The organism is Nocardia sp. NBC_00508, from assembly GCF_036346875.1.
Classification (GTDB): domain Bacteria; phylum Actinomycetota; class Actinomycetes; order Mycobacteriales; family Mycobacteriaceae; genus Nocardia.
On sequence record NZ_CP107852.1, the window covers coordinates 1,714,861 to 1,741,578 of the forward strand.

At 67.6% G+C, this 26,718-nt stretch carries 21 protein-coding genes; 5 read left to right on the plus strand and 16 right to left on the minus strand.

Annotation, left to right across the window (positions count from 1 at the left end):
• Positions 1-94: 94 nt before the first annotated feature.
• Positions 95-505 carry a VOC family protein gene (locus OHA40_RS07725; RefSeq protein ID WP_330232383.1) on the plus strand — a complete coding sequence of 137 codons (411 nt, stop codon included), beginning with the start codon at positions 95-97 and terminating at the stop codon, positions 503-505.
• A gap of 398 nt (positions 506-903) precedes the next feature.
• On the opposite strand, the gene OHA40_RS07730 is transcribed toward OHA40_RS07725, so the two are convergent.
• Together OHA40_RS07730 and OHA40_RS07735 are read right to left on the minus strand one after the other, a co-directional pair.
• Positions 904-1,698 (minus strand): HAD family hydrolase, encoded by a 795-nt coding sequence (locus tag OHA40_RS07730; protein WP_330232384.1) that lies wholly within the window; start codon positions 1,696-1,698, stop codon positions 904-906.
• Positions 1,699-1,921: 223 nt separating this feature from the next.
• A complete protein-coding gene (locus OHA40_RS07735; RefSeq protein ID WP_330232385.1) occupies positions 1,922-4,129 on the minus strand; it encodes an Hsp70 family protein in 2,208 nt (735 codons plus the stop codon).
• A 536-nt stretch (positions 4,130-4,665) separates the two neighbouring features.
• On the opposite strand from OHA40_RS07735, the gene OHA40_RS07740 reads away from it, so the two are divergent.
• On the plus strand, positions 4,666-5,427 hold the full coding sequence (locus tag OHA40_RS07740) for an SDR family NAD(P)-dependent oxidoreductase (protein ID WP_330232386.1): 762 nt from the start codon (positions 4,666-4,668) through the stop codon (positions 5,425-5,427).
• 66 nt (positions 5,428-5,493) lie between these two features.
• Here OHA40_RS07740 and OHA40_RS07745 read toward each other — a convergent pair whose 3' ends face one another.
• The 9 genes from OHA40_RS07745 to OHA40_RS07780 form a co-directional block, all read right to left on the minus strand.
• Positions 5,494-7,167: an FAD-dependent oxidoreductase gene (locus tag OHA40_RS07745; protein ID WP_330232387.1), complete on the minus strand. Its 1,674-nt coding sequence runs from the start codon at positions 7,165-7,167 to the stop codon at positions 5,494-5,496.
• A gap of 5 nt (positions 7,168-7,172) precedes the next feature.
• Entirely contained in the window at positions 7,173-8,180 is a 1,008-nt protein-coding gene (locus OHA40_RS07750; protein ID WP_330234083.1) for an AurF N-oxygenase family protein, read from the minus strand.
• A 163-nt stretch (positions 8,181-8,343) separates the two neighbouring features.
• Positions 8,344-9,444, minus strand: a complete 1,101-nt coding sequence (locus OHA40_RS07755) for an Hsp70 family protein (protein WP_330232388.1) — start codon at positions 9,442-9,444, stop codon at positions 8,344-8,346.
• Between the two features lie 580 nt (positions 9,445-10,024).
• A complete protein-coding gene (locus OHA40_RS07760) occupies positions 10,025-11,020 on the minus strand; it encodes a sulfate/molybdate ABC transporter ATP-binding protein (protein ID WP_330232389.1) in 996 nt (331 codons plus the stop codon).
• Positions 11,017-11,823, minus strand: coding sequence for a sulfate ABC transporter permease subunit CysW (cysW, locus tag OHA40_RS07765; RefSeq protein ID WP_330232390.1), 807 nt, complete (start codon positions 11,821-11,823; stop codon positions 11,017-11,019). The genes OHA40_RS07760 and cysW overlap by 4 nt, the downstream gene beginning before the upstream one ends.
• Before the next feature lie 67 nt (positions 11,824-11,890).
• Positions 11,891-12,691 carry a sulfate ABC transporter permease subunit CysT gene (gene cysT, locus OHA40_RS07770; RefSeq protein ID WP_330234084.1) on the minus strand — a complete coding sequence of 267 codons (801 nt, stop codon included), beginning with the start codon at positions 12,689-12,691 and terminating at the stop codon, positions 11,891-11,893.
• Between the two features lie 129 nt (positions 12,692-12,820).
• The gene (locus OHA40_RS07775; RefSeq protein WP_330232391.1) at positions 12,821-13,867 is read right to left on the minus strand and encodes a sulfate ABC transporter substrate-binding protein; all 1,047 of its coding nucleotides are present in this window, start codon (positions 13,865-13,867) and stop codon (positions 12,821-12,823) included.
• A gap of 200 nt (positions 13,868-14,067) precedes the next feature.
• Entirely contained in the window at positions 14,068-14,157 is a 90-nt protein-coding gene (locus tag OHA40_RS34690) for an Ms4533A family Cys-rich leader peptide (RefSeq protein WP_442943944.1), read from the minus strand.
• A gap of 265 nt (positions 14,158-14,422) precedes the next feature.
• A complete protein-coding gene (locus tag OHA40_RS07780; protein ID WP_330232392.1) occupies positions 14,423-14,704 on the minus strand; it encodes a hypothetical protein in 282 nt (93 codons plus the stop codon).
• A 101-nt stretch (positions 14,705-14,805) separates the two neighbouring features.
• On the opposite strand from OHA40_RS07780, the gene OHA40_RS07785 reads away from it, so the two are divergent.
• Positions 14,806-16,788 carry a glycoside hydrolase family 15 protein gene (locus tag OHA40_RS07785; RefSeq protein ID WP_442943945.1) on the plus strand — a complete coding sequence of 661 codons (1,983 nt, stop codon included), beginning with the start codon at positions 14,806-14,808 and terminating at the stop codon, positions 16,786-16,788.
• Positions 16,789-17,063: 275 nt separating this feature from the next.
• Here the strand turns inward: OHA40_RS07785 and OHA40_RS07790 are convergent, their stop codons facing one another.
• From OHA40_RS07790 to lepA, 3 genes are all read right to left on the minus strand, one after another.
• Positions 17,064-18,887, minus strand: a complete 1,824-nt coding sequence (locus OHA40_RS07790) for a dynamin family protein (protein WP_330232393.1) — start codon at positions 18,885-18,887, stop codon at positions 17,064-17,066.
• A gap of 82 nt (positions 18,888-18,969) precedes the next feature.
• Positions 18,970-21,180, minus strand: coding sequence for a hypothetical protein (locus OHA40_RS07795; RefSeq protein ID WP_330232394.1), 2,211 nt, complete (start codon positions 21,178-21,180; stop codon positions 18,970-18,972).
• Positions 21,181-21,582: 402 nt separating this feature from the next.
• On the minus strand, positions 21,583-23,484 hold the full coding sequence (lepA, locus tag OHA40_RS07800; protein WP_442943946.1) for a translation elongation factor 4: 1,902 nt from the start codon (positions 23,482-23,484) through the stop codon (positions 21,583-21,585).
• A 502-nt stretch (positions 23,485-23,986) separates the two neighbouring features.
• Between lepA and OHA40_RS07805 the strand changes: the two genes are divergently transcribed.
• The gene (locus OHA40_RS07805) at positions 23,987-24,541 is read left to right on the plus strand and encodes a type II toxin-antitoxin system PemK/MazF family toxin (RefSeq protein WP_330232396.1); all 555 of its coding nucleotides are present in this window, start codon (positions 23,987-23,989) and stop codon (positions 24,539-24,541) included.
• Positions 24,542-24,561: 20 nt separating this feature from the next.
• On the opposite strand, the gene OHA40_RS07810 is transcribed toward OHA40_RS07805, so the two are convergent.
• Positions 24,562-25,155 (minus strand): Uma2 family endonuclease, encoded by a 594-nt coding sequence (locus tag OHA40_RS07810; RefSeq protein ID WP_330232397.1) that lies wholly within the window; start codon positions 25,153-25,155, stop codon positions 24,562-24,564.
• Positions 25,156-25,208: 53 nt separating this feature from the next.
• Positions 25,209-25,997 (minus strand): aquaporin, encoded by a 789-nt coding sequence (locus tag OHA40_RS07815; protein ID WP_330232398.1) that lies wholly within the window; start codon positions 25,995-25,997, stop codon positions 25,209-25,211.
• Positions 25,998-26,451: 454 nt separating this feature from the next.
• Between OHA40_RS07815 and rpsT the strand changes: the two genes are divergently transcribed.
• Complete coding sequence (gene rpsT, locus OHA40_RS07820; RefSeq protein ID WP_330232399.1) at positions 26,452-26,712, plus strand: 30S ribosomal protein S20; 261 nt, start codon at positions 26,452-26,454, stop codon at positions 26,710-26,712.
• Positions 26,713-26,718 lie beyond the last annotated feature (6 nt).

The window sequence follows — 26,718 nt, forward strand, 5'->3', positions numbered from 1 at the left end:
CAATTCTGCCGTTAAAAGTGATCATTTGGTGCGCACTTTTGGTCGGATGATGGATTCACAAGCAAGGACGAACATCAACCGAAGGAGAACCCTCATGCTGCGCGGAATGGCGACGAGCACCTTCTACGCCGACGACCTCGAGGCCGCCAAGGACTGGTACAGCGATTTCTTCGGCATGGAGCCGTACTATCACGTCGCGGGCGGCTACTACGAGTTCCGCATCGGCGATTACCAGCACGAATTCGGCATCGTGAACCGTGCGTACGCCCCCGCGGGCGCGCGCAACGCGCCCGGCGGCGCCATCGTCAACTGGCACGTCGACGATCTGCAGGCGACGTTCGACCGGCTGCTGGAACTCGGCGCGACGGTCTACGACCCCATCACCCCGCGCGGCAACGGCGAGGGCTTCGTCACCGCCTCGGTGGTCGACCCGTTCGGCAACGTCCTCGGTCTGATGTCGAACCCCCACTACCTGGAGATCGTCGCCAAGACCGGTCCCGCGTAGATCACCAGATCTGGTGTGGTGTCGGGCGGAACAGGCCCGCCCGACACCACGCGAACCGGCTGCCGCGGGTCACAACGCAACTGCCGGAGAGCATTCGATCGAAATGAGGTACATCGCCCGCCGCGCGGCTCGGCGGCAAGAGCCGAGATCCGGGCCACGACCAGCACTGTGTCGACGGAAAAGACAGCGGGCGCCCGACATCGTGCGCCCCGCGACCGTCACCTCGCCACGACGCCTCATCGACCTGGCCGAGGACAACCGCCTCGTCAGGGGCGGCTCAGCCGACAACTCCGGACCGTCCGGGTCCGCTCTGCGGGAGCCTGCTCGGTGCGGTGTCTACCGCGATGCCGGTTCGCGAATAGCTACGGAAGGCCGCTGTTCCACCGTGGGCCGCCCGGTCAGGGACGGAACCAGCGCTCCAGGACGGTGGCGACGCCGTCTTCGAAGACGTGATCGGTGACCTCGTCGGCAAGCCCGCGGATCTCCGCGGGCGCGTTGCCCATCGCTACCGCATGCGCTGCCCAGCAGAGCATCTCGCGGTCGTTGTAGCCGTCGCCGATGGCCAGTGTCGCTTCGCGCGGGATGCCGAGCGCGATGCGCAGACGTTCCAGCGCCCAGCCCTTGGACACGCCTTCCCTGGATACCGTGAGCCACGGCCCGAACTCGCCGTGCACCCAGCTTGCCCCGGGCACGCGCAGCGAGCGCAGCATGACCAGCATCTCCTCCAGCGAACCGTCCGGCAACCAGCCGTTCAGTCGAGGAGTCGGTTCGCTGCTCAACGCGTGGTAGTCGACCAGCAGGAACTCCCCGAGTGAGTATTCGCCGGGACCGGCGCCGGTGGCCCAGGTTCCCATACCCACCTTCTCCACCGCGAAGATCATTTCCGGAAATAACGCCCGCAACGCGGTGATGGCGGGCGCGGGATCGAATGCCTGCACGGCGATCGGCTCCGCTTTGGCGACGTCGATGTGCACGGCGCCGTTCGAGCACAACGCGTGCCCGTCGCGCAGGCCTAGTTCGATGAGCACGGGACGCGTGGCCAGGAGGGTTCGCCCCGTCGTCACCACGACATGCGCGCCCGCCGCGATGGCTGCGCGTACCGCCGCGACCACCCGCGCACTGATCGGCGTCCCGGTGTCCAGCAGCGTCCCGTCCACGTCCAACGCGATCAACTGGGGGCCCCCGGATGCCATCAACCTATTGTGCCTCCGCGATGCGACACCCGTCAGCAAATCGCGCACGCCGAGAACAGTACGCGCACTGGACGTTTCGTGCCGCTGCCAGGTCTCCCAGTGCGGTGACCACGAACGCAGGCGGACCACGACCAGTCGGCTGACGGTGGCCGTTGTCCGCCGAGCAGGACAGCGGCTTCCTTCGACCACCACGCACCACAACCGGTCGAACTCGTGGACGCTCCTAGCGACCGTTGCCTCCGCCCCTGCCACCACTGGCACCCCCGGCTCCACCTGCTGACGACCCGCCCGGCTTCGATGCCGCGCCCGAGCCAGAACGATTCGACGATCCGCCGGAAGACGAAGCGCCCGAAGAGTTCCCGCCAGCCGAACCACCCGTCGACGACGTACCGCCCGAACGCCCGCTCGATGCGGAGCCGCCGGTCGACGAACCACCAGCCGACCCACCCGACGACGAACCACCAGCCGACCCACCCGACGACGAACCACCAGCCGACCCACCCGACGACGAACCACCAGCCGACCCACCCGACGACGAACCACCAGCCGACCCACCCGACGACGAACCACCAGCCGACCCACCCGACGAACGACCAGTCGACGCGCCCGAGGAGGAACTGCCGTTCGAACCGCTGGTCGATGCCGTGCCGCTGGTGGAATCAGTGCCCGAAGATGCTCCGCCCGTCGACGTTCCGTCGGAAGCTCCCGACGAGGCGCCCCCGGAGGCTCCACCGGCCCGCGAAGGACTACCCGTTGAATCCGTTCCGGAGGAGTCACCCCGACCGCCCGATACCGTCCCGGCATTCTGCGAATCGGACGCGTCGGTAGCAGGAATGTCCGTCCGGGTCCCTGGCGTCGAGCCAGACATGGCCGGTCCGGAAGCCGGACCTGGCGTTGTGGTCGAATTACCCTGCGGTGCAGGCAGGTTCGCACCGGGCAGCGGCGCACCAGTGTTCGACGGTGCGGATGTCACGTCGCCGGGAGCGGGAAGCTCCCCCGACCCGGGAGGCCGACCCGGCAGACCGTCCCCGGGAGGCCTGCCGACAACAATCCGGCCCGGCTGACCGGACGCGGGAGGCTGAGCGGTGTCCTTGGGCGCGGGCCGGATGACCGGGCCGAACGGCAGCGGATTCGTGAAGTAGGCGGGATCGCTGTATCCGCTGCGCCGCAATCCGCCGGGGGTGCAGCAGTTTCGCGGGTCCCGGTGCGAGGCGATCCGCGACTCGGACACCGAAGGCCCATAGTTGGCACTGCGCGGTACCGGCGTGATGAATCGAGTGTAGGCGGAGGCCCGAGGGGACAGCAGCGAGGGCAGCACGCTACTGGAGTTCCATTCCGCTGGCGAGGACATCCGCGACCAAGTCTCGGCGAAATGCTCGCCACCCACCTCGTAGAGCAGGTTGTCGGCCGATGCCGGGAGATCCGGGAGACGCTCGAGCATGGGCGACAGCTCGGGGACGGTAGGTCCGCCGAACACGGTGACGGCCGACATGGCGACCGCGGAAACCACCGCGGCGCTGGAGAACACAGCCACGCGGGGAGCGCCTGCACGGCCGCCGGAAGCGCCTAGCGCCATGGTTCGCGCCGCCATCAGGGCTGCCCCCGCGGCGACAGTATGGCCGGGATCAGCCGAAATCATCACGGGGCGCCCGAGTTCGGCGAGCGTGCGCGCCACTTCGGCGGGCCGGGACGCACCCCCCACCAGCAGGATGCGACTGATATCGGACATCGTGATACCCGCTGATCGAACGCAGTCGCGGACCAGTTCGAGAGAGTCCTGCACATGCGCGGTGCGCAGCCCGTCGATGTCGACGAGGGAGGTCATCGACAGGCGCGTGGACTTGGGCGACACGTCGGGGGCGTACCGCGCGATCATCGAGCCGAGCGGCCTGCCGCCGAAATCGTAGGAGCGCACCGGCTTTCCGATCATCGGATGGTTGTCCCAGTCCGGGCCGACCCGCACGATGGTCACGTCGAGACTGGTGCCACCGAGGTCGTAGACCAGCACGAAGCTCGTCTCCAGCGGGCCGTGCTCGTGTTCCAGCCACTCCGCGGCCGCGACAGGTTCCGGCACCAGGAGCACGTCGCCCGCTCCCGATAAATCCAGCGCCTGGCGCAACAACGAGACCTGCTTGTCGGAGTACATCGCGGGATAGGTGGCCACGACTCCCGCCTCCGACGTACCCGGCTCCACCGCGCGGAGTTCGTTCACCACCGCGGCGATCAGGTTGGCCGGCGACCAGATGCGCCCACCGACGATCACCGCGTCCGGGTCACGACCCAGGTCGGCGAAATCCGTGACCGCCATGCTGAATTGGGGGATCCCCCCGAGCCGCAGGCCGCCCGCGCTGTCGAACGTCACCGCGGTGCGCCGCGATCGCACCGTCGGCCGCGTTCGTTCGGCGGCGACCGAAGCAGTCACGGAGTTCACTGCACCGATGCTGAAACCCAGACCTGTCGTCATCTGCTATCCCGTCAACGCACCGTGACCACGTCCATCACATGGAGTTCCCTGTGGCCGCGGTCGTCTTCCAAACAGCCACCACAGGTTAGCTGTTTCGCGTCCGCGCGGATGCGCAATTGATACGGAATGTTTTGCCAATCGCCATAATCATCCGAATTGCCAGGTAGATGTATCGATAACGCCGCGTTCACCCCCTCTACATGGCCAATCCGCATGCAATCCGGAGCATTCCGCTACTTCACAGCGATCTCGTTATCGTCGCCTTAATCAGACCCAAAGATGGTTTTCAGCGTCGAAACACACCGCGCGACAGACACTTAACGGTCGGTTACCGGAAGGTTGCCTCAGCTACTAATCGCGCGCGACCGCCACCCCCTGCGGCTCGTTGACGTATCAACTCAACGTCCGATATCCGCCAGCGCCGCCCTCGTCGCCCGGCTTGACTCGACGGCGAGATCCCACCCACGGAAGTGGGATCGCGAGAGTGGAAAGGGAAGTGCAACATGCCAACACGATTCGCCGAGCAGGTCGTCCTCATCACCGGCGCCAGCTCGGGCGTAGGCAAGGCGGTGGCGATGCGGGTGGCAGCCGAAGGCGCCGCGGTCGTGCTCGGCGCGCGCGGCAAGGACGCGGGTGACCAGGTGGCCGCCGACATCCGCGCGGCCGGTGGGCGCGCGCTGTTCGTGCCGACCGATGTCACGGTGGAGCAGGACGTGGCCCGGCTGACCGAGGCGGCGCTGTCCGAATACGGCCGCCTGGACGCCGCGTTCAACAACGCGGGCGCCGTGCACGCGTTCGGGACGGTCGCGGAGATCGACGAGGTGGACTGGCGCTCCGACTTGGAGCTCAATCTCACCAGCGTGTTCTACGGCCTGCGGCATCAGGTTCCCGCGCTGGCGGCGTCCGGCGGGGGCGCGATCCTGAACAACGCATCGAATCTCGGCGTGGTCGGCATGGGTTCGGTGGCGCCCTATGTGGCGGCCAAGCACGGGGTGGTCGGCTTGACCAGGGCGGTTGCACTGGAGGCCGCCGACCAGGGCGTTCGGGTGAACGCCCTGGTATCCGGGGCGGTCGACACTCCAGCGTTCCGGAACTCGATGGGCGCCACCCCCGAGGGGGAGGCAGCCATCGCCGCGCTGCACCCGATGGGCCGGATCGCCACGCCGGAGGAAATCGCTTCGTTCTGCGCCTACTTGCTCAGTGGCGAGTCGAGTTTCGTCACCGGTGCGGCACTGGCCATCGACGGCGGCTTCACCGCACGCTGACCCATCCGGGACATGGGGCCGCCTCGAGGTACCGGTGCAGGCCGGGTACCTCGAGGCGGGGTCTGTTCAGACGCGAGTCAGCAGACGACGGACGCGGCCGGGACGAGCGGCGGCTCCCCCGGCGGGCGCGCGCCGGTCGGCGGGCGCGCGCCGGTCGGCGGGCGCGCGCCGGTCGGCGGGCGCGCGCCGGTCGACGAGCGCGCGCCCGTCGGCGCGTACCGCGGGCTGACGCAGCCGCACCATGCGGTCGAACTCCGCTGCGGTTCCGGTGGGTTCGGGCAGCCGCCCCGCGTTGAAGTCCGCGGCCAGCTGCCGCACCGTCTCTCGAGCACAGGACTTGTTCGTGCCGATGAAGCCGGTGGGTCCGCGCTTGATCCAGCCGGTGACGTAGGCGCCGGGAACAACCGATCCGCCCACGCGGTCCAGCACCCGGCCTTCCTCGTTCGGAATCACCCCCGCGTTCTCGTCGAACGGCAGCCCCGGCATCGCGACGCCACGGTAGCCGACCGAGGTGAGCACCACTCCGGCTCGGAGCCGATCGGTCTCTCCCGTCGCGACGGCCCGAATACGCCCGCCCGGATCGGCGACGAGCTCGGTGCGGCCGACCTCGACTCCGGTCACCCGGTCGGCGCCGAGGATTTCGGTGGGTGCGGCCAGGTAGCGGAACACGATTCGCTTGCGCGCACCGACCGGCCGGGTGCGCACGCTGTGCAGCAGTCGCAGCTTCTGTTCGACGTGGAAGGGCAGCTCAGCGCTGAGGCCGGGCAGCTCGCCTTCGATCACGATGTCCACATCGCACCCGAGCAAACCGACGAATTCCGGCACGGTGAACGCGGATTCGAGCGGACCGCGCCGACCGAGCACGACCACTTCCTCGACCTTGCTCTCCCGTAATGCCCGCAGCGCGTATGGCGCGATATCGGTGTGGGCCAGCGTATCCGGGTCACTGGTCAGGACGCGTGCGACGTCGAGCGCCACATTGCCGTTGCCGACGATCACCGCACGACGATCGGATAGGTCGAAGACCCGATCCACGTAGTCGGGATGGCCGTTGTACCAGGCCACGAAATCGGTGGCCGACACGGTGCCAGGCAAACTCTCACCCGGGATACCCAACTTTCGATCCGACGACGCGCCGACCGCGTAGATCACGGCGTGGAAGTGATCGAGCAGTTCGGCCGCCGAAATATGCGCCCCGACCTCTACATTCAGGTACGAGCCGAACCCCGGCTGCGCCGAGATCAGGTCGAACAGCTCGCCGACCTTGCGGGTCTTGCCGTGGTCGGGCGCGACGCCGTGCCTGGCCAGCCCGTAGGGCACCGGCAGCCGATCGAGCACGGTCACCGACACGTCGGGCTGGGTCAGCAGCTCGTCGGCGGCATACATCGCCGACGGTCCCGATCCCACGATCGCCACCCGCAGCGGTGTGCGCTCGGTGCGGATCCGCGCCGCCGGCATCGGCCGGGCCAGCAGCGGGCGCGGCCGGGTCAACCGGTAGAAATCGGCGTTGATCTCGATGAACGGCTTCTGCTCTTCGGTCAGCTTCTTCGATGACACGATGGCGTCGACCGGGCACGCAGTGGCGCAGGCGCCGCAGTCCACGCACGCCTTCGGGTCCACGTACAGCATCTCCGCCGTCCCGAAGTCCGGTTCGTCGGGCGTGGGATGGATGCAGTTGACCGGGCAGGCGTACACGCAGGACGCGTCGCTGCAGCAGGACTGGGTGACGACGTAGGGCATGCGACTCAGGCGACCTTGCTTGCGGCGCGCAGCGGCTCCGACCGGTACCGAGTGGTGTGACCGTCGATGCCGAGCGCCTTCCAGACGGCCTTGGCGACCGGGGTCATCAGCCCGATGTCCTTGGCCAGGGCACGCACGTCACAGAAGTAGTCGCTGAAGACCTGCTTGGCCTCCTTGGACCCGTAGAACAGCTCCTTGCGAACCTGCCCGGGAATGTCGAACTCGGCGAAGAACGCCCGCGGCGGAGTCACGATGGCGCGGCCGAGGATCCACATGACGATCGGCATGGCCAGCGACAGAATGAACTTCTGCCTCGGGTTCGCCTGCGGCACATGGTTTTTCAGGAACTCGTGCGCAAAGGAAATGTGCCGCGCCTCTTCCGCGACGTGAATGGCCATCACGCCGCGCATGATCGGGTGCACCTCTTCATCCGAGCGCAGGATCTGCTTCTGGATGTGGTCGATCGGCTCTTCACCGGCCAGCACGGCCATGAAGAACAGGTTCGGGAACCACGCCGCCACCGGCGCGGCGAGATACTTGAACGTGCTGACCAGCGGCCCCATGCCGGGCACGTCCAGCCCGATCCGGTTGACCATCTCCTGGAACATCAGGGTGTGGTTGTGCTCCTCGATCATCTCGTGGGAGCAGTACCGGAACTCCGGCGAACCGTTCGGCAGGCCGAAGTTGTGGATGACCATGCCGCTGATCAGGATCGACTCGAACTGCAGGCCGACCTTGGCGATGTTCGCCTGCCGGTACTTGCCGACCGCGATCTTCTGTTCGGTCGACAGCGCCTGGTACCAGGGGTGACGGGCCACCGTGTCGGCGGATACGGGCAGGATCCAGCGCTCTTCTCCGGCGTCGGCGGCGAAGTCGGGGTTGTCCCAGTCGATGTCCTCGAACGGGTCGAAGTGCTTGTCGACCGATCCTTCGGAGAGCAGCAGCAGCTTCGCGGCGTACTCCTGCGCCTTCTCCAGATCGGGATCCACTGCGGGCGTCACGGCTGTCGACATCGTCGTCACTGCCTCTCCTCGATGCGACCATTTACTGTGTCTCATAGTTACACCAATGTAGAGTTACGTCAACCCAGCAGTTGCTCGGGCCGTCCGGCGATGCGCGCCCTCATCACGCGCACCACCGGACGGCCCGTCCTATACCGCCGCCCCGATCTGCGACTCAGCTCATAAGCGCTCCGTCCCCTGCCGCCAACAGAGACGTCGCGAGCCCGGTCGTCCACACCCCTGCGACGACGACCGCCTTGGTCAACCGGCGCCGGGTCCGGCGGGACAGCATCAGGGCGCGGGTAGCGGCGCGACGACGGGCGCGGCGGCGCCTGATGCGTCGCTTCTCAGCCGCCGCCTCCGCCGCGGCCGCCGCCCTGCGACCGAGGATCGCGGCGCCGTCGGCGATGGTCCGCTCGGGATCCGGCGCCGAAATCACCGGCCTGGCCAATTCCTCCGCGAGAACCTCGGCGACCTGGGCGGGGCGCGCCGCACCGCCGACCACGAGGACGCAGTCGACATCGGCCATGGTGAGGTCCGCGACCCGCAGGCAGCGGTAGACGAGCTGCACGGATTCCCGGACATGACGGGCACGCAGTTCGTCGACCGCCGCATCGGTGACCGATTGCGCGACCGAGGATGAGGGCAGAGCGTGTCCGGCCTGTTCGGCGACCGATGTGCCGAACGCGCGTCCGCCGAAGTCGGTGGAGCGCAACGACACGCCGACGATCGGATTGCGCGGACACCCCGCCCCCACCCGGACCAGGGTGACATCGAGCCCCGCGCCGCCGAGATCGTAGACCAGCGCGAGTCCGGGCATCAGCGGACCGCGATCGGCTTCCAGCCAGGCCGTCGCCGCGACCGGCTCGGCGACCAAGGCGACCTGTCCGAGTTCGACACCGGCCAGTGCCGCGCGTAGCTCGTCGACCTGCTCGTCGGCGTAGCGGGCCGGATAGGCCATCGCGATACCGATGCCGCCGCCGGCCGGATGATCCTCCAGCACCTCGCCGATCAGGCACTTCGCCACCGTGGCGACGAGGTCCGCGGGAGCGAGCGCGCGGTTGCCGACCCGGGCCCACGTGCTCGAACGCTGCGTGAGGTCGGCGAACTCGGTCACCGCGCGGCCGTGCCTCGGCAGCATGCCGAGCTTGGCCACGCCGGTGCTGTCGAAGGCCAGCGTGGTCCGGCGCGTGATGATCTGCGGGCGCTGCGTTTTGCGGCGCCCCGGCGGAGCCTTGGCCGAACCCTCCTCCACGAGAACGGAAACCGTATTCACCGTACCGATGCTCAACCCGAGACCAACCGCCATCGCAATCCACCCGATCGCCGTGCCGATTTGCTTCGAACGCCCCCCAGGCAACCACTCCGCGATCTTCATGCCAAGGCCGGACAACCGATTGTCCGCAAGCCGCCTGTCCTAGGCTGCGACGCTCGAGCGATCGTCGACGCGCTCACCTGGGCACACCGGGGCAGACATTCCGTCCAGTCGGATTTCCTTGCGACACGCGGAGATCGACACATGCCCGGTTATGGTTTGCCAGGATGCGAGCCTCGTGCCGGTTCGTCCAGATCGATCCCCTCGGACGTGCATAGACTTTCCTCGACCAATCCGAAATCCTGAGTGCGGCCGATTAGCGGATCCGAGGAAGGCATCGCTCGGGCAGCGGTCGGCCGGACCGCTCATTCGGCCTGCTCACCGCAGGCATCGTCGGCGTCGCCGTGCCGCCGCCGCGCTGTCGGCACGGGCTGGCAATCACGCCGCGAATCGGCGCGAGACAGCCGGCGCCGATCGTCATGGAAGCACAGCAACTTTCCAGCTCACAACGTGCGGAACGGACGAGTGCACCCGAAACCGGCTACTGCGCAGGCAGTTCCGGAATGCGGGTGGCCCGGACATAGACCGTCTCACCGTCCGAAAGCCGCAGCGCCTCCGCGTCACCACGGGTGACCTGCGCGGCGAACAGATCTCCGGTCGCGGCGTTGCGCAGTTCCACGCGCACCTCGAAGCCGAGATGGACCACCCGGTCGACCGTCGCCCTGGTGACGCCCGCCGATTCCGCGGTGCCCTCGTGCTCGGCGTGCGCCATGCTGGGGTCGCGGCCAACGCGAATGTCGTGTGGACGCACCAAATGTCCGTTGAGCCGGGCCACCGCACCGAGGAACGACATGACGAACTCATTGGCGGGCCGGTCGTACACGTCCTCAGGGGTGCCGATCTGCTCGATGCGGCCCTTGTTCATCACCGCGATCCGATCGGCGACGTCCAGCGCCTCCTCCTGATCGTGGGTGACCAGCACGGTGGTCACATGGACCTCCTCGTGCAGGCGGCGCAACCACTTACGCAAGTCCGCGCGAACCTTGGCGTCCAAGGCGCCGAACGGCTCGTCCAGCAGCAGCACCTGCGGATCGACGGCGAGCGCGCGAGCCAGCGCCATGCGCTGGCGCTGGCCGCCCGAGAGCTGCGCCGGGTACCGGTGCTGGAAGCCGTCCAGTCCCACGATGCCCAACAGCTGGTCGACGCGCTTGCTGATCTCGTTCTTCGGGCGCTTGCGGATCTTCAGGCCGAACGCGACGTTGTCGCGGACGGTCATGTGTTTGAACGCCGCATAGTGCTGGAACACGAAGCCGATGTCGCGCTTCTGCGGCGGCACCCGGGTGACGTCGCGTCCCGCGATGCTGACCACGCCGGAGTCCAGCGACTCCAGCCCGGCGATCGAGCGCAGCAGCGTCGACTTGCCCGAACCCGAGGGTCCCAGCAGCGCGGTCAGCTCGCCGGAGGGGATGTCGATGGTGACGTCGTCGAGGGCCGCGAATGAACCGTAGTTCTTGTTCGCGTTGGTCACGGTGATCACTTTGCGCCCCGCTTACGTTCGAGGAGGGTCATCAGCAGAAGGGTGACGAGCGCGATGCCCATCAGCAAGGTCGCGGCGGAGTAGGCGCCGAAGGTGTTGTGGTCGTTGATGTACCGGCCGTGCACGAGCAGCGTCAGCGTCAGCGACTGGCCGGGCAGCGCGGAGGACACCATGATCACCGCGCCGAACTCGCCGAGCGCGCGGGCTACGGTGAGCACCACACCGTAGGTCAGGCCCCACCGGATCGCGGGCAGCGTGATCCGCCAGAACGTCTGCCACCGGGAGGCGCCGAGCGTGGCCGCGGCCTGTTCCTGGTCGTCGCCGATCTCGTGCAGCACCGGCTCGACCTCACGCACCACGAACGGCAGCGTGACGAAAATGGTGGCGATCACCATACCGGGCAGGTTGAAGATCACCTCGAGGCCCAGCTCTTCCAGCCCGCCGAACCAGCCGCCCGCGCCCCAGAGCAGGATCAGCGAGACGCCGACCACCACGGGCGAGACCGCGAACGGCAGGTCCACGATGCCCTGAACCAGGTTGCGGCCCGGGAATTTCCCGCGGACCAGCGCGAGCGCCGTCACGATGCCGAAGACGACGTTCACCGGAACGGTGATCGCCACGATCACCAGAGACAGCTGGAACGCCGAGATCGCGGCCGGTGTGGTGATCGAGTCGACGAAAGCGCCTGCACCCCGTTCGAAGGTGCGCCACAGGATGATGATCAGCGGCAACAACAGCAGCACGAACAGGTAGCCGAGCGCCACCGTCCGCAACGAAATGCGGGTCAACGGAGACAGTTTCATCGGGTCGGCTCCATCCTGCGGGAGTTTCCGCACCCCGGCGACCCGACGAGCGCTGCGCGATTGTGTCTCATCGGGTCGCCTGTTCCTTGCGGGCGGTGCGTTCGGCGAGCAGCCGCAGCACGAGCAGCGTCGCGAACGAGATGGCCAGCAGTGCGACGGACACCGCGGCCGCGTTCACCGGGCGGTCGATCTCGATCTGCTTCTGGATGTACTGGGAGGCCATCTCGGTCTCGCGCGGGATCGCGCCACCGATCAGCACCACCGACCCGTATTCACCGATCGCACGCGCGAAGGCGAGGCCGCCGCCGCTGATGATCGCGGGCGCCAGCGCGGGGAGCACGATGCTGCGGAACGTGGTCCAGTTGTTCGCACCCAGTGAGAGCGCGGCCTGCTCGACCTCGCGGTCGGCCTCGATCAGCACCGGCTGCACCGAGCGCACCACGAACGGCAGCGTGACGAACGCCAGCGCCACCACCAAGCCCGGCTGGGTGGCGTTGAGATGGATGTCGATCGGACTCTGCGGCCCGTACAGCGAAAGCAGCACGATGCTGGCCACGATCGTCGGCAGCGCGAACGGTAGATCGATCAGCGCGTTGACCACGCCCTTGCCGGGGAACTCGTCGCGCACCAGCACCCAGGCGATGAGCGTGCCCATCACCACGTTGATCAGCGCCACCACCACCGAGACGAGCACGGTGATGCGCAGCGAGTCCAGCGCGGCGGGGGCGGTGACGGCATCGACGAAGCCGGACCAGCCGTCCTCGAAGCTGGTCACGGTGAGCGCTGCCAGCGGAAGGAGCACGATGATGCTGAGCCACAGCACTGCGGTGGCGATGCCGAGCGGGCCCACCGAGCCGGTCACGCGCAGCCACGACCAGTTCCAGCGCCCGGTCCGGCGCGCGGCGTCGGAGCTGCCGGGACCGTCTACCTGCGCGGTCCCGGCGCTATTGCGGTCGATCACAATCGTCCAGTATCCCGTGTAACGTGGGTCACCCGACTACTTGGTCGCCTTGTCGTAGATCACCGCGACGGAGCCGGTGTTCGCGGCGAACAGCTCCTTGTCCACGGTCTTCCAGCCGCCGAGATCGGCGATCGTCCACAACTTCTGCGGGGCCGGGAAGTCCTTGGCGTAGTCGGCGGCGACCTTCGGGTCGACCGGACGGAAACCGGCGGCGGCCCATGCCTTCTGGCCCTCGGCGGTGAACAGGAAGTCGCGGAAGGCGACGGCCTTCTCCTGGTTCTTGCTGTTCTTCAGCACCGCGACCGGGTTCTCGATCTTGAAGGTGGCCGGCGGGACGATGTGTTCGATCGGATCGCCGTTGCGCTCGGCGAAGATCGCCTCGTTCTCGTAGCTCAGCAGCACGTCACCGGTGCCTTGGAGGAAGGTCTCGGTCGCCTCGCGGCCGGACTTCGGCTGCACCTTCACGTGCTCGGAGGAGATCAGCCGGCTCAGGTAGTCCAGGCCCGCCTGCGGGTTCTTGCCGCCGTCACTCTTGGCCGCGTACGGTGCCAGCAGGTTCCACTTGGCCGAACCGGAGCTGAACGGGTTCGGGGTGACCACCTCGATGCCCGGCTTGAGCAGGTCGTCCCAGTCCTTGATGCCCTTCGGGTTACCCTTGCGCACCACGATCGCGACCACCGAACCGAACGGGATTCCCTTGGTGGCGTCGGCATTCCAGCTCTCGTCCACCAGACCGGCGTCGACCAGCCGGGTGATGTCGGGCTCGACCGAGAAGTTAACAATGTCCGCTTCGGCTCCGTCCTTCACCTTGCGGGACTGGTCGCCGGAGGCGCCGTAGGACTGCTGGATCTGGACGCCCTTGCCCTGCTCGGTCTTGTTGAACTCGGGGATCACCTTGTCGAATCCGGGCTTCGGCACGGCGTAGCCGTAGAGGTTCAGGGTGCCTGCGCTGCCGTCGGCGTTGCCTCCCCCGACCGTGTCGCTGGCTCCGCCGCCGCACGCCGTCAGCGCGACCGCCGCCAGTGCGGCAAGAGCAACGGCGCTGTAGCGTCGGCGCGGCAAGAGCCAAGATTTGCGAGCCATCGGGATGGACCTTTCGTGCGGACCGCCAGGCGCCCGGTAATACGTCGGTGGCGGCGACAATGGTGATGATCAGTAGACCTGCCGACGAAGTAAGACGGCAGTGGCGCGACAATCAGCCGCGACGGGCCGGGAGGCGAGCACGTCAGCAGGAAGCGCGCCAGTCTACTGGGAAACGAGACGCGGACGTGCCTGGTCGCCGATCAACGACAGTAGACGTCCGCGACCGCGAGGTCGCCGACAGCAATCAACACCAATTCATGGCGGACCTGCGGGACTGCGCTCGAAGACACGGGCAGACTCTAACAGAGCGCACGGCGGAGTTCGAATCGAAGACCCCAGGAAGAGCGGGGTTTCATCCCATGATCAGGGGTCTTGATCGCGCCCGTACCCCCGGTTACCTGCATCGGCGTCCACGCGGAGAGCATCGCGCCGACCGCGGGGTTCTGGTTATCTTGCGGTCACTCTAGGGCCGCCGCGCTCAACGGGTGATCAACCAGGCGACGATGACGAGCACGAGCAGGGCGATCAGCGCGAGCTGGACCCGCGAACGAGGCATCAGCGCGCTCCGCTCTGCACGGGCCTGCGGTCGTCCGCGGACACCTGCTCGGATTCGGGCATCGCCGCGGCGGCGACCGGCGCGGACCGTGCCGGGACGACATCGGCCGCGTACCGGCGATCGAGCATGCGCAGCACGGCACGCAGGACGCGGTCGAGCCCGTAGGCGATGGCGAAGCTGATCGGAACCATGCCCATGAGGACCACGAGGAACTGCGGAATGAACGGCAGTCCCGCCACCCACAGCTCGAAGCCGTCCCACCATCCTGCGATGCGATGCACGGCTCCAGCCTAGTCGGTTCGCCGCAGGGCTCCGTAGGACCGGGACCCGCGGCGGCGACCGAGCGGTGGACGACAGGCATGCATCGGCCCCAAGATGGGGTATGGCGTCCGCAGCTGACCTCATCGCCAACCATGCCGATGGCATGCCGTCGAACCTTCCCGAGCCGCACCGCCACGGCTCCCACCCGCCGATCGATGACTACGCGTTCCTGTCCGACTGCGAGACCAACTGCCTGGTCGCCAGCAACGGCGCGGTGGAGTGGATGTGCGTGCCACGGCCGGACGCGCCGAGCATCTTCGGCGCGATCCTCGATCGCAGCGCGGGCCACTTCCGGATCGGGCCCTACGGCGTCAACGTGCCCGCCGCCCGCCGCTACCTGCCCGGCGGGATGATCCTGGAGACCACCTGGCAGACCGGCACCGGCTGGCTGATCGTGCGCGACGCGCTGGTGCTCGGCCGGTGGCACAATCTCGACCAGCGCAGCAAGACGCACCGGCGCACACCGATGGACTGGGATGCCGAGCACCTGCTGCTGCGCACGGTGAAGTGCGTGAACGGCACTGTCGAGCTGGAGATGAGCTGCGAGCCCGCGTTCGACTACCACCGGGCCACGGCGCGCTGGGAGTACACCGGCAAGGTGTACGAGGAGGCGACCGCGGTCCGCAGCGACGATCCGAGTGCGGGCCCGACCCTGGTGCTCACCACGGATCTGCGGCTCGGCCTGGAGGGCAGGGAGGCCCGCGCCCGCACCAGGATGCGGGAGGGCGACGAGGTCTTCGTCGCGCTCACCTGGTCGGAGCTGCCCGCGCCGCGTACCTTCGAAGAGGCCGCCAACAAAATGTGGCAGACCACCGAATGCTGGCGGCAGTGGATCACTCTGGGCAAGTTCCCGGACCATCCATGGCGCAACTACTTGCAGCGCAGTGCGCTCACACTCAAGGGCCTCACCTACGCGCCGACCGGAGCGTTGATGGCGGCGCCGACCACGTCGCTACCGGAAACCCCTGGCGGCGAGCGCAATTGGGACTACCGCTACACCTGGGTGCGCGATGCCAGTTTCGCGCTGTGGGGTCTGTACACACTCGGTCTCGACCGCGAGGCCGACGACTTCTTCGCCTTCCTCAACGACGCGACCAAAGGCGAGAACGGCGAACCCGTTCCGTTGCAGGTGCTCTATGGCATCGGCGGCCAGCGGGAGCTCACCGAATCCGTCCTCGACCATCTGAGCGGATACGAGAACTCCCGGCCGGTGCGGATCGGCAACAACGCCTACAACCAGGACCAGCACGATATCTGGGGCACCATGCTGGATGCGGTGTACCTGCATGTGAAGTCACGCCAGCAGGTGCCCGAGACGTTGTGGCCGCTGCTGGTCCGCCAGGTGCACGCGGCCATCGCGCACTGGAAGGAACCCGACCGCGGCATCTGGGAGGTGCGCGGCGAGCCGCAGCATTTCACCTCGTCCAAGGTGATGTGCTGGGTGGCACTCGACCGCGGCGCGAAACTCGCCGAGCTGCACGGTCAGGTCGAGCACGCCGAAGAGTGGTACTCCATCGCCGAGGAGATCAAGGCCGACGTCCTGGCCAACGGGGTGAACTCCGAAGGTGTGTTCACCCAGGTCTACGGCGGCGACACGCTGGACGCCTCGCTGCTGCTGGTGGTGCTCACCCGGTTCCTGCCGCCGGAGGATCACCGGGTACGCGCCACCGTGCTGGCCATCGCCGACCGGCTCACCGAGAACGGCCTGGTACTGCGGTATCGCACCGAGACCACCGATGACGGATTGACCGGCGCGGAAGGAACGTTCACCATCTGTTCGTTCTGGCTGGTGTCCGCCCTGGTCGAGATCGGCGAAATCCAGCGCGGCAGGCATCTGTGCGAGCGGCTGCTCGGCTTCGCCAGCCCGCTACGGCTGTATGCCGAGGAGATCGATCCGCGCAGCGGCCGTCACCTGGGCAACTACCCGCAGGCATTCACCCACCTCGCCCTGATCAACGCCGTCACCCACGTGATCCGAGCCGAGGACTCCCGGCACGCGGGCCAGTTCCAGCCCGCACACACACCGCCCGGTCACCCGGTCTAGCACCACGAGATCGCCTCGTCCGACACCGCCCGGTCCCCCGGTCCAGCACCACGGGAACGCCTCATCCGACACCGCCCGGTCCCCCGGTCCAGCACCACGAGGTCGCCCCATCCGACACCGCACAGCCATCATCCGGTCCGATTCACGATGTCCTACGCATAACTACCGCTCTTTCGCACGCAACGACCGATTTCGCAAAAACATGGGTAACTCACCGGGAACGCCCAAAACCCGAGCGGCACCCAACGCAGGACCTGAACGCGAATCTACGCCACTCAACTAGTACGGCCTGAATACGCGGAGAGGCGGGCAGCAGCCTCTTCGCGCAGCCCACGCAGCTTGTCGAGCCGCGCCTCGAGTTCGGCGACCCGCTCCTGCCTGCGGTCGCCGTACTTTCCGTAGCTCTCCTCCGCCACCCGCAGCGTCTCCTCCGCGCTGCGCGAGACATCGGCCGCGATCTCGGTGAAGTGGTCACGCAGCACACGCTGCATGGCGCGCAAGCGGTTTCGCGATTCCTTGCCGACCTGGAAGATCACGTCGTCCATCAGGCGGGCGACCGCGACCTTGGCCTCGGCGCGGCGACGCAGCTTGCGGTTCTTGCGGTCGTCCCACAGTGCGTTCACGCCGAGCAGGACGCCCGCGCCCGCCGAGTACCAGTTCACCAGCGACATACCGAGCAAGCTGGTGGCCAGACCGACCATCAGGATGCCGCCGTAGGAGCCGCGCAGGCCGGTCAGGAACTGCTGGGTCACACCGGCTTTCGCGCTGTCCAGCGGTTCCAGAGGCTGCACCGCTTCGAGCACTTCCCCCGGATTGGCCAACCGCAGGTCGGCCATCGGCGCGGCGCGGTTGTCGGCCGGGAACTTGGCGGCCACCTGCTCGCACAACTCCACCGAGCGGTAGTGCGCTACGGCGAAATTCTCTTCGACGGCCTCGCAGATTCGCGCGTCCAGGTCGGCGCCGAAATCCTTCCATCGGCGGGCCGGATCGGTCCGGGCGATCTCGGCCTCGGCGTCGCGGATCAGGCTGCGCAGCCGGTGGCGCAGATCGTGCTCGATGTCGGCCATCAGCTCCGTGCCGCCGTCGACCAGGGTGACCTGCCAGTTCGCGGTGCGCTGCCGCAACTGCTCGGCCTCGTCGCGGGCGCGGACGAGCTGGTCGGTGATCTCGGCCCTGCGGTGCGGATCGCGCAGCGTCTCGGCCTCGGTACGCAGCGTCAGCGCGAGGTGGTCGCAGACCAGGCGGATGTCCCCGACCGCGGCTTCCAGCGCCACCGCGTCGGCGCGGGTGATTACGTAGTCGCGCAGATGATCGATCAGTTGCGGCACACCCGATTCGATATCGCGCTGGTAGTCGCCTGTCGTCCCGGCCTGTCGATGCAACTCGGCGGACACCGGCGCCACGGCGAAACCGAGCCCCGCCGCGTCGAGCAGTTCCCGATAGCGCTGCTGGGTGTGCGACCAGTGCGGAAAGACGTCGATCTTGTTCAGCACGCAGACCACCGTCGGGCAGATCTGCTGAATGCGCTGCAATTCGGCGATCTGCTCCGTGGTCAGCTCGGCGCCCGCGTTGCCGACGTAGAGCACAGCGTCGGCCGCGGCGATCATCGACCAAGTGGTGCGGTTGTCGCCCAGCGCACCCGGGGCGTCCATGATCACGACGCCGTCGGCGAGCAACTGGCTCGGCTGGGTGAACTCGGCACGGACGACGCCCTGAGTAGCCAGGGAAGGACCCGGATCGAGGGGGTCGACCGACTGGCGTTCGGTGTGACCGTATTCGGTCTGGCGCACCAGCGTCGCGGTCGGCTCCGGACCGTACTCGACGATCACCGGGACGCTCAGATCGCTGTTCGTCGCGCTGACCGAGGCACCGACCAGGCTGTTGACCAGCGTGCTCATCCCGTTCTTCGGAGGACCGACGACCACGAGCCGCAGCCGGGGATCGCTCACCCTGGCGCGGACCATGTTCAGCCGGCTACCGAGATCGTCACGTCCCGCGGATCGGGCCGTCTCCCGCAGCTCGTCGAGTATTCGGATGAGCGGGGCCATCGCATCCGGATGTTTCACCGTTGCGGCCGTCAGCCCGGCAGCGGCAGACAACCCTCCTCCTTACTCTCGGTGACTCTAGATCCTTGTACCCCCTGCGAATGCTCCGCAGTCGTCCGATCCCCTTGCAGCCCTGCTATAACAGCGAGATGTCCGACACACCAGACGCGGAATAATGCTGTTCGGCTATGGCCGAGTCCGGCAGCAGTGTGCCGGAGAGGCTGCCTCCGGAGGCCAGAAGTGTGGTGTGGTCGGCTATCGGGTGCTCGACCGCCAGGGGCGCCGAGATCCCCTGTGGCTTGGGGTCGATCACCTGCGGTTTGACCGGTACCGGGGCCTGGGTGGGCGCGGGGGCGACGTAGGTGGGGACCGGCGTGTGCGGCTCGATGGTGGGCGCGTGAGCGGGTGCGCTGTAGGTCGGCTGGTCGGGCGCGGTGTACGTCGGCTGGGACGGGCGACTCACGGTGGGCACGTCATCGCTCGGCAGGTCGTAGGTCGGCGGGGTGCTGTGCGACGTACCCCCCGTGCTGGGACGGCCGGTATGGCCGCCCGGTGTCGTGATGTCGTCGTCCGGCGTGGACGGAGAACCGTGCGTCGGCGGTTGGGTGACGGTCACGCCGGGGATCTTGGTGCTCGTCACGTCCGGGCCGGTGGTGATGCCGCCGTGCGGCGCCGTGGTGACACCCGGGAGCTTGGTCACGTCGTGGCCCGGCGTCTTCGGCACGGACGGGACGGTCACGTCGCCGGGAACGCTCGGCGTCGGCGTGGTTTTGATGATCGTCGTCGGGTTGGTGACCGTGGCGGGCGATTGCGTGGGGTGCGACGGCTGCGGATCGGTCACCGGAGCCGGCTTCACCACCGGCGTCGGCCGCACCGCGTCGAACAGCGCGGGCACCGATGCGGCCGGTGCCGTGAGGACCGATGGCCCCTCCGGGGCGGCAAGCACATTCGCGATCGGCGTCGAGGCGACATCGGGCTGGATCGTGGTCTGCAGTGGGGTGGCCGCGACGACCGGAGCGGCGGCGACCGCCGCGGGCGCGGGCGCGGGCATCGGAGCCGCGGGAGCCACCGAAGCGGCCGGTGCGACCGCGGAAGCAGGAGCGACCGCGGAAGCAGGAGCGACCGAGGCGACCGGGGCGGCGCCGATCGGCGCCGAGGCGGCCAGCGGCTGCGCGACGCCCGATGCGGCCGGAGATTGCGCGGCGCCGGCTGCCGCCGAGGACTGCGCCGCGGACGTGCCGGGTGTCGCCGTGCCCAGCCCACCGAGCAAGCCGGTATTGCCCTGCCCCGGCTGCTGTGTCTCGGTGACGGCGCGGTCGGTGCCGTCCGGAAGGTGGATGCCGTCGGCCAGCCAGTCGGTGTACTCGTCGAGCTGGTCGCCGACCCGGCCTGCCGCGGCGTCGACCTTCATCTCCGAGGTGAAGTAGATGCCGTTCGGACCGAGCCCGAAGTCGACCGACCACTGCGTGCCGACGAATGCGCCGAGCTGGTCGCCGCCCGCGCCGATACCGTCGAACGGATCGTCCGCCGTGGGCGTCGCCGCGACCGCGCTGTTGCCGGGCAGATCGAACACGGTGGAGCCGGGTGCGACGAAACCGTTCGCGCCGGGCAGGCCGAAACCGTGCCCGGCTTGACCGAGTCCGTGGCCGGGCAGGCCGAAACCCTGCCCGCCGGGCTCGTCGAGTTCGCGGGACGACTCGGACCGGATACCGGGCAGCGAGAGTCCGTTGGACACGTTGCCCTGAGCCCCAGGAAGGGCCAGGCCGCCCGGGAAACCGCCGTCCGCGCCGGGGATGCCGCCGAGTCCGGGGACACCGCCGCCGGAGTATCCGGGCAGTTGCATGGGGTTCGGACCCGCGTCGCTGTCGGACAGACTCGGCAGCTGCATGCCATTCGCACCTTGGTCGCCGTCCGGCAGGCTCGGTAGCGGCAGCCCCGCGTCGGTGCCGCCGTACTCGCCGCCGAGCGTGGGCAGTTGAAGCTCGGCGGGTCCGGCGCCGGTACCAGGGAGCGAGAAACCCGGAGCCGGGTTGCCGTGCGCGACCGGAACATTCGACGCGTGCGGCGGCAACGGCTCCAGCTCCACCGGATCGGGGAAGGTGATCACCGGACTCGGCTGGTCGGGGTCGGGATCGGTGGTGTGTGCCCAGCCGGTGTTCCAGCTGTCGAGCCGGGATTCGCCGGGCTGTGCGGGTACGCCACCACCATTGGCGGCCACGAGCGCGCCACCGGTGACGTAGGCGCCCGCCCGAGCGACCCGCGCGACGCCGGTGGCCACGCGGTAGGCGGTGTCGCCCGCGCGCTCAGCCGCTTCGGTGTCGTCGTCGAAGGGCAGATCACGCGTCATAAAGGCTCCACTCTCGGTTGTCCAGCATCCTCACCACGCCGGTCCGACCAAGTGAAGATCACCCAACAGTATTTCGGGAATACTCGTCTGTCACATTCTTCAGGACTGTAGAGAATACGACTGTGGCGAGCAACACAACCCTGCCATCCGAATTACCGGATCGAAAGCCCTATTTCCGTGGCCTTTCCGTACCGGACGTCGTCTCCGATAAGCACCGCTGCCAGGCGTGATCGAAAACGTCACGGTCACAGCGGCGATGAGCGCCCGAGGGAATAAACGCCGAACCGATGCATTCCGGAGAGTTGCCCGGACTCGGCCGGACGGCCGGACGAGTTGCATTCCGGCACGACCGAACTCCACCCCAGCACGCCCTGCCCGTGACCGCCCCGGCCGGGCCTGCGCCTACTTCTTGTCCTTCGGCTTGTCCGAGGCGGCGTCGGAGGACAGCGCGGCAACGAAGGCTTCCTGCGGGACGTCGACGCGGCCGATCGTCTTCATCCGCTTCTTGCCTTCCTTCTGCTTCTCCAGCAGCTTGCGCTTGCGGCTGATATCACCGCCGTAGCACTTCGCGAGCACGTCCTTGCGGATGGCCCGGATGTTCTCGCGCGCGATGATCTTCGAGCCGATCGCGGCCTGGATCGGCACCTCGAACTGCTGGCGCGGGATCAGCTCGCGCAGCTTGGTGGTCATCTTGTGGCCGTAGGCCTGAGCGGCGTCCTTGTGCACGATCGCGCTGAACGCGTCCACCGCCTCGCCCTGCAGCAGGATGTCCACCTTCACCAGCTGCGACTCCTGCTCGCCCGCCTCCTCGTAGTCGAGGCTGGCGTAGCCGCGGGTGCGCGATTTCAGCGAGTCGAAGAAGTCGAAGATGATCTCCGCCATCGGCATGGTGTAGCGCAGCTCGACGCGGGTCTCGGAGAGGTAGTCCATGCCGCCGAGTTCGCCGCGGCGGGACTGGCACAACTCCATGATCGAACCGATGAACTCGCTCGGCGAGATGATCGTGCACTTCACGACCGGCTCGTAGACCTTGCGCACCTTGCCTTCCGGCCAGTACGAGGGATTGGTGACGACGTGCTCGGCGCCATCCTCCATCTCCACCCGGTACACCACGTTCGGCGCGGTCGAGATCAGGTCCAGGTCGAACTCGCGCTGCAGGCGCTCGCGAGTGATCTCCATGTGCAGCAGGCCGAGGAAGCCGCAGCGGAAGCCGAACCCCAGCGCCACGGAGGTCTCCGGGTCGTAGGTGAGCGCTGCGTCGTTGAGCTGCAGCTTCTCCAAGGCGTCGCGGAGGTCGGGATAGTCGGAGCCGTCCACCGGGTACAGGCCGGAATAGACCATCGGACGCGGTTCGCGGTATCCCGTGAGCGGTTCGCTCGCGCCGCCACGCGCGCCGGTCACGGTGTCGCCGACCTTGGACTGGCGCACGTCCTTCACGCCCGTGATCAGGTAGCCGACCTCGCCGACGCCGAGACCCTGCGTCGGCTTGGGCTCCGGCGAGACGATGCCGATCTCCAGCAGCTCGTGCGTGGCGCCGGTGGACATCATCTTGATCTTCTGGCGCGGGGTCAGCTTGCCGTCCACCACGCGGACATAGGTGACCACACCGCGGTAGGTGTCGTAGACCGAGTCGAAGATCATCGCGCGGGCGGGCGCGTCGGCGTCGCCGACCGGCGGCGGCACCTGGGCGATCACCTGGTCGAGCAGATCGGCCACGCCCTCGCCGGTCTTGCCGGAGACACGCAGCACGTCCGACGGCTCGCAGCCGACGATGTGGGCCAGCTCGGCGGCGTAGCGCTCCGGATCCGCGGCGGGCAGGTCGATCTTGTTCAGCACCGGAATGACGGTCAGATCCTTGTCCAGCGCCAGGTACAGGTTGGCCAGCGTCTGCGCCTCGATGCCCTGCGCGGCGTCGACCAGCAGGATCGCGCCCTCACACGCCTCCAGCGCCCGCGATACCTCGTAGGTGAAGTCCACGTGACCGGGCGTATCGATGAGATGCAGCACGAAATCGGTGCCCGCCTGCTCGCCGGTCCGCGGCGTCCAGGGCAGCCGCACGTTCTGGGCCTTGATCGTGATGCCGCGTTCGCGCTCGATATCCATCCGGTCCAGATACTGGGCACGCATCTGCCGCTCCTCGACCACACCGGTCAGTTGCAGCATCCGGTCGGCCAGGGTCGACTTGCCGTGGTCGATGTGCGCGATGATGCAAAAGTTCCGGATCCGGGCGGGATCGGTGAACGTCGTGTCGGCGAAGCTGGCGGGCACTCCACTCCTCATGGGTATCGGCAGACTGCCGTCCATCGTCCCATGTGCAGTGCGAAGCTTTCGCCGGTGGTGCTGTGTCTGATTTCCAGCGCCTACGGCGCTGGGTGTTCGCGGCCCCGGGAAGTCTCGCGTCCGAGCAGGCGAGACTCGCGACTACGTCGCATGCGCTTCGCCCACTCGAACGCGAGACGGGCCGCGAACGGCGCTCGTAAGACTCGCACGCTGTGTCTGATTTCCAGCGCCTACGGCGCTGCGTGTTCGCGGCCCCGGGAAGTCTCGCGTCCGAGCAGGCGAGACTCGCGACTACGTCGCATGCGCTTCGCCCACTCGAACGCGAGACGGGCCGCGAACGGCGCTCGTAAGACTCGCACCCGACGGGGCTGGGAATCTCAGGGCTTGCCTGGGGGATCTCAGCGTCTGCCTCGAGTTCGCCGACGATCGCCGGGGATCGTGCGGCGCCCCGGATCGGGGATGATCCAGGCGACACAACGGATTCGGCGCAGGTGAGAACGCGGGGGTGCGCCGTTATCCTCCAGAGATGGCCCGAAGTTGGAACTCCCTCGGCAAGCAGATCGGTCTTCTCGCGAAGGAACAGGGTCCCAAAATCGTCAAGCAGCAGGGCCCCGGGCTGGTCGACCGCCTGGTGGGGACTCTGGCTCAGCGGCGCTCGACCGGCGGCGTCTCGGTGCGGCCCGCTGCGTCGACGCCGGTTCCTACGGCCGAGCGAGCCCGGCAGATCGTGTACTCACCGCAATTGGACGGGCGCGCCGATCCCGGCGAGATCGTCTGGACCTGGGTGCCGTTCGAGGAGGACCCGAGCAACGGCAAGGACCGGCCGGTGCTCGTGGTGGGCCGCGACCGTCGCACACTGCTCGGCCTGATGCTGTCGTCGAATCCGGAACGCGCGTTCGACCGAGACTGGGTCGGCATCGGCAGCGGGTCCTGGGACCACGACGGACGGCCCAGCTGGGTCCGGCTCGACCGGGTGCTCGACGTGCCGGAGGCGGGCATCCGCCGCGAGGGAGCGATCCTGGAGCGCAAGACCTTCGACCTGGTCGCCCATCGGCTTGTCGCCGAATACAACTGGAGCTGAAGGGAATCCGGTGACCGGTATCAGTCGACCCAATCCTGCAGCGAAACAGTGTCGAGCGTGATATCGATTGGCGCGGGCAGCGGCACGGGATGACCGAAGGCGAACCGGCGGACTCGCCGGTACCGGCCACTGCCCGGGGTCGGCTCACTGTGTACAACGATCTCCGCGCTCTCCCGGTCGATCAGCAGATAGATCGGGATTGCGGTACGCGCATACGCCGTCGGCTTCTCGACCCGGTCGCGTTGATTGGTGTCGGAGTCGCGCGAAGTCACCTCCACCATCATCGATACCTTGTCGGCTGGCGCCCACTCGCCATACCCGACGAAGGCGTCCAACGGTGCGAGGACACCATCAGGACGGGCCCTGCCCTGCCGGTACGGATCCACTTTCAGCCCCTGGCCCGTGACATGCAAGAACAGCTGAGGGCTGAACGGCACGAAGATCATCAGAAGCCAGTTCAGGATGCGACTGTGATCGCCGTCCGGTATGAATTTGAACCCCATTCGTCCGCCGATGTACTCGAGTCGAACACTGTCGGACTCGCGCTCGACTGCGCGGGCGATGTTCTCGAATTCTGACACCGGGATGTCATGGTCGTGCTGCACGATCGTCATCGCCTACCTCCCTGAACCGCACTGTACGAGGCTCGGCCCGACAGCAGCGGTGGTCAGGAGATCATGTCGCGCGACCGGCCGAACAGCAGGCCGTACAGCAGGGCGCCGAGAGCGCCGCCGACCAGCGGGAACACCACGAACGCCCAGACCTGTCCCATCGCGCCGTCCTGATAGGGCGCCACGGCGAGGCTGCGGGCCGGGTTGACCGAGGTGTTGTCCACCGGAATCGACACGAGGTGGATCACCGCCAGCGTCACACCGATGGACAGGCCGGCAAGCGGCACGTCGGAGATCTGGTCGGTCGAGGACAGCACCACGAATACCAGCAGCGCCGTCAGCATCACCTCGACGATGATCATGGCCGCCATCCCGTAACCGTTCTGCACGACCACCTCGCCGAGCGGCCCCCGCGCCGCCGCCGGACTGTGCTTGCCCCACCCGTTCGCGGCCAGGCCATCGATCGATCGGTCGTACGACGGCAGATTCTTGGCCAGCGCGAACAACACGAGACCGGCCAGGAAGCCGCCGATCAGCTGCGCGATCACGTATCCGCCTGCGGTGACCGCGCCGATCCGGCCCAGCAGCAACTGTCCGAGCGTGACCGCCGGATTGACGTGACAACCCGAGATCGGCCCGATCGAGTAGACGAGGAACATCAGGGTCAGACCGAAAGCCAGCGCGACTCCCAGCGGACCGACCTTCTCCTGCGCCAGCACCGCCGTGCCGACACCGCCGATCACCAGGACGAAGGTGCCGAGCGCCTCGGCGCCCCATTTCTTGCTGTTGGGAATCGGTTCGTTCTCGACAGCCTCTTCGACAACTTCCTGCGCCGTTGGAGACATGTGCTGTACCGCCTCTCCGAGTATTCAGGCCGTACTAGTAAGTGCCGCGGGATCCGCGTTCAGGTCCTGCGTTGGGTGCCGCTTAAGTTTCGGGCGTTCCCGGTGAGTTACCCATGTTCTTGCGAAATCAGGTGTCGCGGTTCTTGCGAAATCAGGTGTCGCGGTTCTTGCGAAATCAGGTGTCGCGTGCGGGGCCGCAGGGTTGTGCAGCGCGGACCGCGCCTGTCTTCTAGCACGCTACGCGACCCGCATGTCTCTCACAGCGATCTTCGCGGTATGTCTCTGCGTGAGGGCGACAGTCCGGCGGGGCCGGGGCGGTGTCGATTTCGTGTGCCAGACGGCGGCTGGTAGTCTCGATCTTCGGCGCAGCGTTACCCGTTCACTTCGGGTGTTTCGCGCGCTCGGTGAACTTTTCCCAGGACAGACCACCAGACAGGAACACGAGGAAACAGGCGTGGCCAACATCAAGTCCCAGATGAAGCGGATCCGCACCAACGAGGCGGCGCGCAAGCGCAACCAGTCGGTCAAGTCCGCGCTGCGCACCGCCATCCGAAGCTTCCGCGAGGCCGCGGCCGCCGGCGACAAGGACCAGGCCGCCGACCGGCTGCAGTTCGCCAGCCGCAAGCTGGACAAGGCCGCCTCGAAGGGCGTCATCCACACCAACCAGGCCGCCAACAAGAAGTCGGCCCTGGCGCTGGTCTTCAACAAGCTCTGATTCACC

Coding starts and splice junctions, on each gene's coding strand:
- OHA40_RS07725 (WP_330232383.1), top strand. CDS start 95: ATGCTGCGCGGAATGGCGACGAGCACCTTCTACGCCGACGACCTCGAG.
- OHA40_RS07730 (WP_330232384.1), bottom strand. CDS start 1,698: ATGGCATCCGGGGGCCCCCAGTTGATCGCGTTGGACGTGGACGGGACG.
- OHA40_RS07740 (WP_330232386.1), top strand. CDS start 4,666: ATGCCAACACGATTCGCCGAGCAGGTCGTCCTCATCACCGGCGCCAGC.
- OHA40_RS07745 (WP_330232387.1), bottom strand. CDS start 7,167: ATGCCCTACGTCGTCACCCAGTCCTGCTGCAGCGACGCGTCCTGCGTG.
- OHA40_RS07750 (WP_330234083.1), bottom strand. CDS start 8,180: ATGTCGACAGCCGTGACGCCCGCAGTGGATCCCGATCTGGAGAAGGCG.
- cysW (WP_330232390.1), bottom strand. CDS start 11,823: ATGAAACTGTCTCCGTTGACCCGCATTTCGTTGCGGACGGTGGCGCTC.
- OHA40_RS07775 (WP_330232391.1), bottom strand. CDS start 13,867: ATGGCTCGCAAATCTTGGCTCTTGCCGCGCCGACGCTACAGCGCCGTT.
- OHA40_RS07785 (WP_442943945.1), top strand. CDS start 14,806: ATGGCGTCCGCAGCTGACCTCATCGCCAACCATGCCGATGGCATGCCG.
- OHA40_RS07795 (WP_330232394.1), bottom strand. CDS start 21,180: ATGACGCGTGATCTGCCCTTCGACGACGACACCGAAGCGGCTGAGCGC.
- lepA (WP_442943946.1), bottom strand. CDS start 23,484: ATGGACGGCAGTCTGCCGATACCCATGAGGAGTGGAGTGCCCGCCAGC.
- OHA40_RS07805 (WP_330232396.1), top strand. CDS start 23,987: ATGGCCCGAAGTTGGAACTCCCTCGGCAAGCAGATCGGTCTTCTCGCG.
- OHA40_RS07810 (WP_330232397.1), bottom strand. CDS start 25,155: ATGACGATCGTGCAGCACGACCATGACATCCCGGTGTCAGAATTCGAG.
- OHA40_RS07815 (WP_330232398.1), bottom strand. CDS start 25,997: ATGTCTCCAACGGCGCAGGAAGTTGTCGAAGAGGCTGTCGAGAACGAA.